At 53.0% G+C, this 12660-nt stretch carries 7 protein-coding genes; 2 read left to right on the top strand and 5 right to left on the bottom strand.

Annotated features, from left to right (window positions below):
• Positions 1-24: 24 nt before the first annotated feature.
• Together malQ and malP are read right to left on the bottom strand one after the other, a co-directional pair.
• Complete coding sequence (gene malQ / locus HGD79_RS17535; protein WP_000444350.1) at positions 25-2109, bottom strand: 4-alpha-glucanotransferase; 2085 nt, start codon at positions 2107-2109, stop codon at positions 25-27.
• Positions 2110-2118: 9 nt separating this feature from the next.
• Complete coding sequence (gene malP, locus HGD79_RS17530) at positions 2119-4512, bottom strand: maltodextrin phosphorylase (protein WP_000081909.1); 2394 nt, start codon at positions 4510-4512, stop codon at positions 2119-2121.
• 611 nt (positions 4513-5123) lie between these two features.
• Between malP and malT the strand changes: the two genes are divergently transcribed.
• Positions 5124-7829 carry an HTH-type transcriptional regulator MalT gene (gene malT, locus HGD79_RS17525; protein ID WP_000906983.1) on the top strand — a complete coding sequence of 902 codons (2706 nt, stop codon included), beginning with the start codon at positions 5124-5126 and terminating at the stop codon, positions 7827-7829.
• 42 nt (positions 7830-7871) lie between these two features.
• Here malT and rtcA read toward each other — a convergent pair whose 3' ends face one another.
• Both rtcA and rtcB read right to left on the bottom strand, forming a co-directional pair.
• A complete protein-coding gene (gene rtcA, locus HGD79_RS17520; protein WP_001351532.1) occupies positions 7872-8888 on the bottom strand; it encodes an RNA 3'-terminal phosphate cyclase in 1017 nt (338 codons plus the stop codon).
• Between the two features lie 3 nt (positions 8889-8891).
• Positions 8892-10118, bottom strand: coding sequence for an RNA-splicing ligase RtcB (gene rtcB, locus HGD79_RS17515; RefSeq protein WP_001105436.1), 1227 nt, complete (start codon positions 10116-10118; stop codon positions 8892-8894).
• Between the two features lie 188 nt (positions 10119-10306).
• Between rtcB and rtcR the strand changes: the two genes are divergently transcribed.
• A complete protein-coding gene (gene rtcR / locus HGD79_RS17510; protein WP_001232966.1) occupies positions 10307-11905 on the top strand; it encodes a DNA-binding transcriptional regulator RtcR in 1599 nt (532 codons plus the stop codon).
• Here rtcR and HGD79_RS17505 read toward each other — a convergent pair.
• Complete coding sequence (locus HGD79_RS17505) at positions 11887-12645, bottom strand: DeoR/GlpR family transcriptional regulator (RefSeq protein WP_000815099.1); 759 nt, start codon at positions 12643-12645, stop codon at positions 11887-11889. The two genes, rtcR and HGD79_RS17505, sit on opposite strands and share 19 nt — an antisense overlap.
• Positions 12646-12660: the final 15 nt, after the last annotated feature.

Here is a 12660-nt window from a genome sequence, read left to right as displayed (position 1 = left end):
ATCGCATCCGGCATCAACCGCACTCTACTTCTTCTTCGCTGCAGCTCTGCGCCGTCTGTCCAAATCCTTCAGCAACTTGTTCACGCCATCATCGGCAAACATCGACTCAAGCGTTGCGGAAAGCTTGCGTCGCCAGTTTTTATACTGGTAACTGGTGCCAGGAATATTCACCGGTTCGGCCATATCCAGCCAGTCTTCCGGCTGTAGTCCTAACAGAGCACTGTTACTGTCGGCAATGTAGCGCTGCAAACCACGGTTCAGCGTCGGCGTCATCGACATCAACGATGCCTTATGCCCGGCACGTTTTGGCAGACAACCATATTTATGCAGTGCATCCAGCAGCCCTTGCTTCGCCAGTTCGCGATCCTGATACAGACCGCGCAGTACCACTTCATCCGGATACAGCCCCAGGGTTTTGCCCAACGTTAGATCCCCGCTCTCCCAGTAACCGCGCAGCGTAGGCAGGTCATGTGTCGCCGCAACCGCCATCGACTGCTCCGGATACGCTTTCGGTGCACGGAACGTCTTCTCGTGGTCGTTTTCGAAATAGAGCACTTTGTAGGAGTACACACCGCTGCTGCGCAGCTTACCGACAATCTCTACCGGTACGGTACCGAGATCTTCACCAATCACCATACAGCGATGACGTTTACTTTCGAGTGCCAGAATCGAGAGCAGATCATCCACCGGATAGTGAACATACGCGCCCTGATCTGCCGTCTCGCCATACGGTATCCACCACAAACGCAGCATCGACATCACATGGTCAATTCGTAATGCGCCGCAGTTTTGCATATTGGCACGCAACAGCTCGATAAACGGTTCATAGGCACGCGCGGTGATGATATGCGGGTCCATTGGCGGTAATCCCCAGTTCTGCCCCAACGGGCCGAGGATATCCGGCGGCGCGCCAACCGACGCTTTCAGGCAATATAGTTCACGATCACACCAGGTTTCCGCCCCACCTTCCGCTACGCCAACCGCCAGATCACGATACAAGCCAATCGGCATTTCATAGCCCTGGCTTATCTCCCAGCAGGCGGCAAACTGGCTGTAAGCCAGCCACTGCAACCAGAGATAAAAATCGACGTCATCACGATGTTCTTCGCAGAACTGACGCACTTCTGGTGAATCCACGTTCTGATACATCTCTGGCCATGCAGGCCAGCCCCAGCGCATTTCGTCCTCTTTCACTTGCTGGGCATGTAGCGCATCAAAGGCTGCCTGCCAGAACAGGCTGTCGCCCTGCTCTGCAACAAACTGGCGAAACGCGGTCATCTGCTCATCATCACGTTGCGCGAAACCTTTCCACGCCATTCGTAATGCTGTCATTTTTAGGGCGGTAACCGTGGAGTAATCGACCCAGTCGGCATCGCGCGCCTGTTGCAGCGTCTGTTGCGTGGTCGGCAACTGCCACCAGGCCTGAGCCTCTTCGCTAAGATGGAAATCTTCAACGGCGTTAACGTCGATATAAATCACATTCAGCCAACGGCGAGAAGACGGGCTGTATGGGCTGGCACTCTCCGGATTTGCCGGATAGAGCGCATGAATCGGGTTCAGGCCGATGAACGACCCGCCACGTTTTGCCACATCCACCAGCATCGCTTTGAGATCGCCAAAATCCCCAATACCCCAGTTTTTTTCCGATCGCAGCGTATAAAGCTGAACGCAGGCACCCCACAGCTTTTGTTTATTCAGCAACGCCTGCGGTTCGTAACAGCGTTTCGGGGCGACAATCACCCGGCAATGCGCGCGCTGGTCGTCCTGGGTGAGTGTCAGCGTGTGATAACCTTCCGGCAGCTTCGTCGGTAGATTGAACGCTTTGCCCCCCGTTACATGGCCTTTGTACTGTGTTCCTTCTTCGGTGGTCAGCAGCCAGCTATATTCGCCGCTGCCCTCCACCACCATCGGCATTTTTTTGCCGCTGGTATAAACCATGACATTCGGGACTGGCGTTACCGCCACTTTCGTGGCGGTACGTTGATGCATCGCGTCAAGCAAACGCCGTTTGGTTTCGGCGCTAATCGACTGCGGTTTACCGTGGGCATTGATGTAATTGGGGCTAATCCCCGCCGCCAGCGCGGCATTATCCAGACGTTTGCTTTCCATCGAGCTTCCTTAGCGTTTTGCCTGCCAGATACGAGCCTGATAATCGCGAATAGAGCGATCCGAGCTAAACATACCGCAGCGGGCGGTATTGAGGATCGCCGCGCGAGTCCAGGCCTCCTGGTCGCGGTACAGCACATCCACCTGCTTTTGTGCCTCAACATAGGCTGCGAAATCCGCCATCACCAGATACGGATCGCCGCCTTGTTTGCCGATACTGTGCAGCATCTGGTCGAAGGCATGCTTATCGCCGTCGCTGTATTTACCGCTTTCCAGCTCTTTCAATACTGCGTCCAGCACCTTATCTTTCTTCCGCCATTTCACCGGGTCGTAGCCTTTGGCCAGAATTGCCTTCACTTGTTCCACGGTATGACCAAAAATAAAGATATTTTCTTCACCGACTTTCTCGGCGATTTCAACGTTCGCACCATCCAGCGTACCGACAGTAAGCGCACCATTGAGCGCCAGTTTCATATTGCCGGTACCGGAAGCTTCTTTACCTGCAGTCGAAATTTGTTCGGAGATATCCGCCGCCGGGATCAGTTTTTCCGCCGCCGAAACGCAATAATCCGGCAGGAACACCACCTTCAACTTATCGCCAACCAGTGGATCGTTGTTGATCACGTCAGCCACTTTGTTGATCGCAAAGATAATATTCTTCGCCAGGTAGTAGCCCGGTGCCGCTTTCGCGCCGAAGAGGAAGACGCGCGGTACGCGATCAGCCTGCGGGTTTTCACGAATTTCTTTGTACAACGCCAGAATATGCAGCAGATTCAGGTGCTGGCGTTTGTACTCATGCAGACGTTTGATCTGAATATCGAAAATCGCCTGTGGATTGATCTCAATACCGGTACGAACTTTCACAAACTCCGCCAGACGGACTTTATTCGCCTGCTTGATCTCGCGATATTGCTGACGGAATTTCGCATCATCAGCGAATTTTTCCAGATTGATCAGCTGATCGAGATCGTTAGCCCACTCTTTTTGCAGTGATTTATCCAACAGAGCCGCCAGTGCAGGGTTGCACTGTTTGATCCAGCGACGTGGGGTAATACCGTTGGTGACGTTATGGAATTTGTTCGGCCATAGCTGGTGATATTCCGGGAACAGATCTTTCACCACCAGATCCGAGTGCAGCGCCGCAACACCGTTCACCGCGAAACCGCCAACCACACACAGGTTCGCCATATGCACTTGTTTATCGTGCACCACCGCCAGTTTGGCCCACACTTTTTCATCGCCCGGCCAGGTTTTCTCCACCAGCGTTTTAAAGCGAGTATTAATTTCGTTAATAATCTGCATATGGCGCGGCAGTAAGCCTTTCACCAGTTTCACATCCCAGCGTTCCAGCGCTTCTGGCATCAGGGTATGGTTGGTGTAAGCGAAAGTTTTGCTGGTAATGGCCCAGGCGTCATCCCAGCTCATCTGGTGCTCATCGATCAGCACGCGCAGCAGTTCTGGAATCGCGATAGTTGGGTGGGTATCGTTCAGCTGAATAACTTCGTAATCCGCCAGTTCGTGCAGTTTACGCCCCGCCAGATGATGGCGACGCAAAATATCCGCTACCGAACAGGCACACTGGAAGTACTGCTGCATCAAGCGCAGCTTTTTACCGGCAGTATGGTTGTCGTTTGGATAGAGAACTTTGGTCAGTTTTTCTGCATTGATGCCCTGCTGTTCGGCACGCAGGAAATCACCGTCGTTAAATTTAGTCAGATCAAACGGATGCGCGTGCGTCGCCTGCCACAGACGCAGCGGCTGCGCCACGCCATTACGATAGCCGACAACGGGGAGATCCCACGCTTGACCGGTAATGGTAAACTCCGGCTCCCAGCGTCCGTCTTTCGTCACTTTACCGCCAATCCCTACCTGCACATCCAGTGCTTCGTTGTGGCGGAACCACGGGTAGTTACTGCGATGCCAGTCATCCGGCGCTTCAACCTGTTTGCCATCGACAAAAGACTGGCGGAACAAACCATATTGATAGTTCAGACCGTAACCCGTCGCAGACTGACCGACAGTTGCCATTGAGTCGAGGAAGCACGCCGCCAGACGTCCCAGACCACCGTTACCCAGCGCCGGGTCGATCTCTTCTTCCAGCAGGTCCGTCAGATTGATGTCATAAGCCTTCAACGAATCCTGTACATCCTGATACCAGCCGAGATTCAACAGGTTGTTGCCCGTCAGGCGACCAATCAAAAACTCCATTGAGATGTAGTTAACATGTCGCTGATTCGCCACCGGCTTGGCGAATGGCTGAGCACGCAGCATTTCGGCCAGTGCTTCACTCACTGCTAGCCACCACTGGCGAGGAGTCATTTCAGCCGCAGAATTTAAGCCATAACGCTGCCACTGACGTGAAAGCGCTTCCTGAAATTGCTTATCGTTAAAAATAGGTTGTGACATAGGAGTTCCACTTTTCTTAGATTTTCAACACAACGTTATCGCTAGTTTGCCAGGCTCGATGTTGACCTTCCTCATCCTGCGGGGGATTAGGCAGGGAGGAGTTGCGGGGATGAGCAAGGAAATGTGATCTCAACCACTTAAAGCTAGTGCAAACCACAGGATTAGCAGCAAATCAATGCAATACAGCGCAGAAAATCTGTATCTAAGTGCAAAAAATGGCCGTTGCGTATTTTCAAAAAGCGGAAGGTAACTCTATAAATTAAGTAAAGGAGTGAAACAGTTTCATAAGTAAAATATCCAGTGTGCTCCATCTCATTCTTAATAGATTTATTAAGATCATCTTTTTAGATGGCACTTTCATCAGGAATGAAGAAGAAACCCTTGCTTAAATGAATCTGATGAACATAAGGGAAACCAGTATTCACGCTGGATCAGCGTCGTTTTAGGTGAGTTGTTAATAAAGATTTGGAATTGTGACACAGTGCAAATTCAGACACATAAAAAAACGTCATCGCTTGCATTAGAAAGGTTTCTGGCCGACCTTATAACCATTAATTACGAAGCGCAAAAAAAATAATATTTCCTCATTTTCCACAGTGAAGTGATTAACTATGCTGATTCCGTCAAAACTAAGTCGTCCGGTTCGACTCGACCATACCGTGGTTCGTGAGCGCCTGCTGGCTAAACTTTCCGGCGCGAACAACTTCCGGCTGGCGCTGATCACGAGTCCTGCGGGCTACGGAAAGACCACCCTCATTTCCCAGTGGGCGGCAGGCAAAAACGATATCGGCTGGTACTCGCTGGATGAAGGTGATAACCAGCAAGAGCGTTTCGCCAGCTATCTCATTGCCGCCGTGCAGCAGGCAACCAACGGTCACTGTGCGATATGTGAGACGATGGCGCAAAAACGGCAATATGCCAGCCTGACGTCACTCTTCGCCCAGCTTTTCATTGAGCTGGCGGAATGGCATAGCCCACTTTATCTGGTCATCGATGACTATCATCTGATCACTAATCCAGTGATCCACGAGTCAATGCGCTTCTTTATTCGCCATCAACCAGAAAATCTCACCCTGGTGGTGTTGTCACGCAACCTTCCGCAACTGGGCATTGCCAATCTGCGTGTTCGTGATCAACTGCTGGAAATTGGCAGTCAGCAACTGGCATTTACCCATCAGGAAGCGAAGCAGTTTTTTGATTGCCGTCTGTCATCGCCGATTGAAGCTGCAGAAAGCAGTCGGATTTGCGATGACGTTTCCGGTTGGGCGACGGCACTACAGCTAATCGCCCTCTCCGCCCGGCAGAATACCCACTCAGCCCATAAGTCGGCACGCCGCCTGGCGGGAATCAATGCCAGCCATCTTTCGGATTATCTGGTCGATGAGGTTTTGGATAACGTCGATCTCGCAACGCGCCATTTTCTGTTGAAAAGCGCCATTTTGCGCTCAATGAACGATGCCCTCATCACCCGTGTGACCGGCGAAGAAAACGGGCAAATGCGTCTCGAAGAGATTGAGCGTCAGGGGCTGTTTTTACAGCGGATGGATGATACCGGCGAGTGGTTCTGCTATCACCCGCTGTTTGGCAACTTCCTGCGCCAGCGCTGCCAGTGGGAACTGGCGGCGGAGCTGCCGGAAATCCACCGTGCCGCCGCAGAAAGCTGGATGGCCCAGGGATTTCCCAGCGAAGCGATTCATCATGCGCTGGCGGCAGGCGATGCGCTGATGCTGCGCGATATTCTGCTTAATCACGCCTGGAGTTTGTTCAACCATAGCGAACTGTCGCTGCTGGAAGAGTCGCTTAAGGCCCTGCCGTGGGGCAGTTTGCTGGAAAATCCGCAGTTAGTGTTATTGCAGGCGTGGCTAATGCAAAGCCAACATCGCTATGGCGAAGTTAACACCCTGCTAGCCCGTGCTGAACATGAAATCAAGGACATCAGAGAAGGCACCATGCACGCAGAATTTAACGCTCTGCGCGCCCAGGTGGCGATTAACGATGGTAATCCGGATGAAGCGGAACGGCTGGCAAAACTGGCACTGGAAGAGCTGCCGCCGGGCTGGTTCTATAGCCGCATTGTGGCAACCTCGGTGCTGGGTGAAGTGCTGCACTGCAAAGGCGAATTGACCCGCTCACTGGCGCTAATGCAGCAAACCGAACAGATGGCACGCCAGCACGACGTCTGGCACTACGCCTTATGGAGTTTAATCCAGCAAAGTGAAATTCTGTTTGCCCAAGGGTTCCTGCAAACCGCGTGGGAAACACAGGAAAAAGCGTTCCAGCTGATCAACGAGCAGCATCTGGAACAGCTGCCGATGCATGAGTTTCTGGTGCGCATCCGAGCACAACTGTTATGGGCCTGGGCACGGCTGGATGAAGCCGAAGCGTCGGCGCGTAGCGGGATTGAAGTCTTGTCGTCTTATCAGCCACAGCAACAGCTTCAGTGCCTGGCAATGTTGATTCAATGCTCGCTGGCCCGTGGTGATTTAGATAACGCCCGTAGCCAGCTGAACCGTCTGGAAAACCTGCTGGGGAATGGCAAATATCACAGCGACTGGATCTCTAACGCCAACAAAGTCCGGGTGATTTACTGGCAAATGACCGGCGATAAAGCCGCCGCTGCCAACTGGTTGCGTCATACGGCTAAACCAGAGTTTGCGAACAACCACTTCCTGCAAGGTCAATGGCGCAACATTGCCCGTGCACAAATCTTGCTGGGCGAGTTTGAACCGGCAGAAATTGTTCTCGAAGAACTCAATGAAAATGCCCGGAGTCTGCGGTTGATGAGCGATCTCAACCGTAACCTGTTGCTGCTTAATCAACTGTACTGGCAGGCCGGACGTAAAAGTGACGCCCAGCGCGTGTTGCTGGACGCATTAAAACTGGCGAATCGCACCGGATTTATCAGTCATTTTGTCATCGAAGGCGAAGCGATGGCGCAACAACTGCGCCAGCTGATTCAACTCAATACGCTGCCGGAACTGGAACAGCATCGCGCACAGCGTATTCTGCGAGAAATCAATCAACATCATCGGCATAAATTCGCCCATTTCGATGAGAATTTCGTTGAACGTCTGCTAAATCATCCGGAAGTGCCAGAACTGATCCGCACCAGCCCATTGACCCAACGTGAATGGCAGGTCCTGGGGCTGATTTACTCCGGTTACAGCAATGAACAAATTGCGGGCGAACTGGAAGTGGCGGCAACCACCATCAAGACGCATATCCGCAATCTGTACCAAAAACTCGGCGTCGCCCACCGTCAGGCTGCCGTGCAGCACGCGCAGAAACTGCTGAAGATGATGGGTTATGGGGTGTGAGTTTAGCCGGATAATGCATTGGATCCGGTTTACATCTTTACATCATTCAATACTCACCCGCGTTACGCCATCTGTTTCTATCAAACCAAACCGCACCGGCAAGAAACGCTCCACCACCGCGATATTGGTCAGCAGATGGCATGAAGGATGGGCGACCTTAAATTCTCCCGCGCCCGCCAGCGCCATCGGCAGTACCAGTTGGTCGGCGAGATATTCCCCCACCGCCGCTGGGCTTGCCAGGTAGCGTTTCACCTCTTTCACTAACTGCGCGGCTACCACCTCGGCACTGACGCGCTTTTCACCGACGACGAAAAAGCGTTCAGTGATATTTTCACTTTCGACTTCCAGCGAGACGGTATTACCCGGCCCCTGGTCGCGCGGCAGGTTATGAATATTCTGTTCATGCAGGGAAAAACTCCCCGCCAGTGTAGCGATTTCACGCTCAGCAACATGGCGCGGCACACCAGCTAATAGAACTTCTCCACACATCTGCACAATGTTCCCGCGCTCGCCAAGTTGCAAGGTGTTAAACGATGCCACGGGCGAGACTTCCGTTGCCACCACACCGCCTCCGGCAGGATAAAAACCGTGACGTAACAGCGTGGTTTGCTGATGAATTCCTATTTTCGCCAGCAGCGGCTCCAGCACCCGGCGGATAAAATCCGCAGGCGGGGCCGACGGGTTATCGGTGCCTCCGCTCACTTCAACACGCGAAGGTCCATCGGCAAACCACAGCGCGGGCAGCACCGTTTGCAGCACCAGCGTACAGCTTCCGGCACTACCGATAGCAAAGCGGTACTCGCCGCCGCGCACGGTGCCAGGCCGGAAGACCAGACGCTGCGACCCCAGCTCCGCGCCTTCCACCGTTGCCCTACAAATTTCCGCAGCCGCTTTTACCGCGGTCAGATGCTGGCGCAACAGCCCCGGTTTCGCTCGCCCGGCACGAATGCTGGTGATGGTAAATGGCTGGCCGGTTATCATCGACAGGCTCAGCGCCGAGCGCAGGATCTGCCCGCCACCTTCGCCCTGTGCGCCATCCAGCGCAATCATCCTTTTCATCATTTATCCTTTTACGCACACCACCTGACGCAGGGTATAGATAACTTCCACCAGATCGCTTTGTGCCGCCATCACCGCATCAATATCTTTATACGCCATCGGGATTTCGTCGATCACTTCGGCATCTTTACGGCATTCCACATGCGCGGTGGCACGAATTTGATCTTCCACGCTGAACAGTTTTTTCGCTTTAGTACGGCTCATTACCCGCCCGGCACCGTGGCTGCACGAACAGAACGACTCTTCATTTCCCAGCCCACGGACGATAAAGCTTTTCGCTCCCATCGAACCGGGAATAATTCCATATTGACCAGCACGCGCAGACACCGCGCCTTTACGCGTCACGTAGATCTCTTCGCCAAAGTGCTGTTCTTTTTGCACATAGTTGTGGTGACAGTTGATCTCTTCCATCGCCAGCGTTTGCTGTTGTCTTACCGTTTTCTGCGTAACGCTCTGCAACGCTGTTACTACGTTTTCCATCATTGCATCGCGGTTAAGGCTGGCAAAAAGCTGCGCCCAGGCCACCGCTTTCAGGTAATCATCAAAGTATTCCGTACCTTCCATAAAGTACGCCAGATCACGCGACGGCAACGTTTCAAGCTGGTCCTGCATCTCTTTTTGCGCCAGATCGATAAAGTAAGTCCCGATGGCGTTACCAATTCCGCGTGAACCGGAGTGCAGCATAATCCACACCTGATCCGACTCATCAAGACAGATTTCAATAAAATGGTTACCCGTTCCCAGCGTTCCCAGATGTTTATAGTTATTGGTATTCAGGAAACGCGGATATTTTTGCGTTAACCACTGATAACCGGCTTCCAGCTCAGCCCATTTAGCATCGACGTTAACAGGTGGATTTTCCCAGGCACCTTTATCACGTTTACAACGGCCAGTGGTACGCCCGTGCGGCACGGCCGTTTCAATCGCCTGACGCAGCTCTGCCAGGTTTTCAGGCAGGTCTTCCGCCGTTAACGCGGTACGCAGCGCGTTCATTCCACAGCCAATATCCACGCCCACCGCCGCCGGAATAATCGCCCCTTTGGTCGGGATCACGCTACCAATGGTGGAACCTTTACCCAGGTGTACATCAGGCATTACCGCAATATGTTTGAAAATAAACGGCATCTTCGCCGTATTAATAAGTTGCTGACGCGCATCGGCTTCTACCGGCACGCCTTTGGTCCACATTTTTACCGGGGCATTTTCAGTGGGCAGTAATTCGTAATTCATTTTGTTTTTCTCTTTTCGTTGTTTGCTGTCGTGATAATTGCAACCGTCGTGCCAGAAAATTAAATAAGCAGATTAATTTTTTAATTCATTGTTTTTAAATAGGTTAAATCTTTACGTCCGTAAACGGAGATTTTCCACAAAACCAATTCACCGATAATGAAATATCGTCTTTTATAAGGATATCTAAGATGCGTAAAACAGTGGCTTTTGGCTTTGTCGGTACCGTGCTGGATTATGCCGGACGCGGCAGTCAGCGCTGGTCGAAATGGCGTCCGACGCTTTGTTTATGCCAGCAAGAATCGTTAGTCATCGATCGGCTGGAATTGTTGCACGACACCCGCTCGCGCTCGCTATTCGAAACGCTTAAACGCGATATCGCCAGCGTTTCGCCAGAAACAGAAGTCGTGGGCGTTGAGATTGAACTGCATAACCCGTGGGATTTCGAAGAGGTTTACGCCTGCCTGCATGATTTCGCCCGTGGTTACGAGTTTCAGCCAGAAAAAGAAGACTATTTAATTCACATCACCACCGGCACCCACGTCGCGCAGATTTGCTGGTTTCTGCTGGCGGAAGCGCGTTACCTGCCCGCCCGGCTGATACAATCTTCACCTCCGCGCAAAAAAGAACAGCCGCGCGGCGCAGGTGAAGTGACGATTATCGATCTCGATTTAAGCCGTTATAACGCCATCGCCAGCCGCTTTGCCGAGGAACGCCAGCAAACGCTTGATTTTCTTAAGTCCGGCATTGCCACGCGTAACCCCCACTTCAACCGCATGATTGAGCAGATCGAAAAAGTGGCGATCAAATCCCGCGCGCCGATTCTGCTTAACGGTCCAACCGGCGCGGGCAAGTCATTTCTGGCGCGACGCATCTTCGAGTTAAAACAGGCGCGGCATCAGTTTAGCGGCGCGTTTGTGGAAGTGAACTGCGCCACCCTGCGCGGCGATACCGCCATGTCGACGCTGTTTGGTCATGTAAAAGGCGCGTTTACCGGGGCGCGGGAATCTCGTGAAGGTTTATTACGCAGCGCCAACGGCGGAATGTTGTTTCTTGATGAGATTGGCGAACTGGGCGCAGACGAACAGGCAATGCTGCTAAAAGCCATTGAAGAGAAAACCTTTTACCCGTTTGGCAGCGATCGCCAGGTGAGCAGTGATTTTCAGCTTATCGCCGGAACGGTGCGCGATTTGCGCCAGCTGGTTGCCGAAGGCAAATTTCGCGAAGATCTGTACGCGCGGATCAATCTCTGGACCTTCACCCTGCCGGGTCTACGCCAGCGCCAGGAAGATATTGAACCGAACCTTGATTATGAAGTGGAGCGCCACGCCACACTCACTGGCGACAGCGTGCGTTTTAACACCGAAGCGCGGCGCGCCTGGTTGGCTTTTGCGACCTCTCCCCAGGCAACATGGCGCGGTAACTTTCGCGAACTTTCTGCCAGCGTCACGCGGATGGCCACCTTTGCCACTAGCGGACGCATCACTCTGGACGTGGTTGAAGATGAGATAAACCGTCTGCGCTATAACTGGCAGGAGAGCCGCCCCTCCGCGCTTACGGCGTTGCTGGGCGCAGAGGCAGAAAACATCGACCTTTTTGACAGGCTGCAACTGGAACACGTGATAGCTCTCTGTCGCCAGGCAAAGTCGCTTTCCGCTGCCGGACGCCTGCTTTTTGATGTTTCGCGCCAGGGCAAAGCCAGCGTCAATGACGCGGATCGGCTACGCAAATACCTGGCGCGTTTTGGTCTGACGTGGGAAGCCGTGCAGGATCAGCACAGCTCCAGTTGAATATGATGGTCCGTCAGCACCTGCATTACGCTTACTGGCGGCGGGGCGTCGGTGTAGACGGCATCTACCATGCTGATGCTGCCCATATTGACCATCGCGTTACGGCCAAATTTCGAGTGATCGACAACCAGCATAACGTGGCGCGAGTTCTCAATAATGGCGCGCTTGGTGCGAACTTCGTGGTAATCGAACTCCAGCAGCGAGCCGTCGCTATCGATGCCGCTTATCCCCAGAATGCCGAAATCAAGGCGGAACTGGGAGATAAAATCGAGCGTCGCTTCGCCAATGATCCCGCCATCGCGGCTGCGTAATTCGCCACCGGCGAGAATAATGCGGAAATCTTCTTTTACCATCAACGTGTTAGCAACATTGAGATTGTTGGTGACAATACGCAAATTGCTGTGATTAAGCAGCGCGTGCGCCACCGCTTCCGGCGTGGTGCCGATATCGATAAACAGTGTCGAGCCGTTGGGGATTTGCTCCGCCACTTTGCGGGCAATCCTCTCTTTTTCTTCGGTCTGGGTGGCTTTGCGATCGTGCCACGGCGTGTTAACCGAACTGGAAGGCAGCGCCGCACCGCCATGGTGACGCAGGATCAGGTTTTGCTCCGCCAGCTCATTGAGGTCGCGGCGAATAGTCTGCGGGCTGACGGAGAAATGCTCTACCAGCTCTTCAGTACTGACATAACCCTGCTGTTTAACCAGTTCGATAATACCGTTGTGACGTTGTGTTTGTTTCATTTATAAATCCCTGGA

The sequence above is a fragment of the Escherichia sp. SCLE84 genome (genome assembly GCF_012584495.1).
GTDB lineage: Bacteria > Pseudomonadota > Gammaproteobacteria > Enterobacterales > Enterobacteriaceae > ECMA0423.
Note: the sequence above shows the minus strand (reverse complement) of the source record. Positions and strands in the feature narration are given on the sequence as shown.

What these genes read in the sequence shown, in the direction of transcription:
- malP (WP_000081909.1), bottom strand. Translation starts at nt 4,512, where the DNA reads ATGTCACAACCTATTTTTAACGATAAGCAATTTCAGGAAGCGCTTTCA.
- rtcR (WP_001232966.1), top strand. Translation starts at nt 10,307, where the DNA reads ATGCGTAAAACAGTGGCTTTTGGCTTTGTCGGTACCGTGCTGGATTAT.
- malQ (WP_000444350.1), bottom strand. Translation starts at nt 2,109, where the DNA reads ATGGAAAGCAAACGTCTGGATAATGCCGCGCTGGCGGCGGGGATTAGC.
- malT (WP_000906983.1), top strand. Translation starts at nt 5,124, where the DNA reads ATGCTGATTCCGTCAAAACTAAGTCGTCCGGTTCGACTCGACCATACC.
- rtcA (WP_001351532.1), bottom strand. Translation starts at nt 8,888, where the DNA reads ATGAAAAGGATGATTGCGCTGGATGGCGCACAGGGCGAAGGTGGCGGG.
- rtcB (WP_001105436.1), bottom strand. Translation starts at nt 10,118, where the DNA reads ATGAATTACGAATTACTGCCCACTGAAAATGCCCCGGTAAAAATGTGG.
- HGD79_RS17505 (WP_000815099.1), bottom strand. Translation starts at nt 12,645, where the DNA reads ATGAAACAAACACAACGTCACAACGGTATTATCGAACTGGTTAAACAG.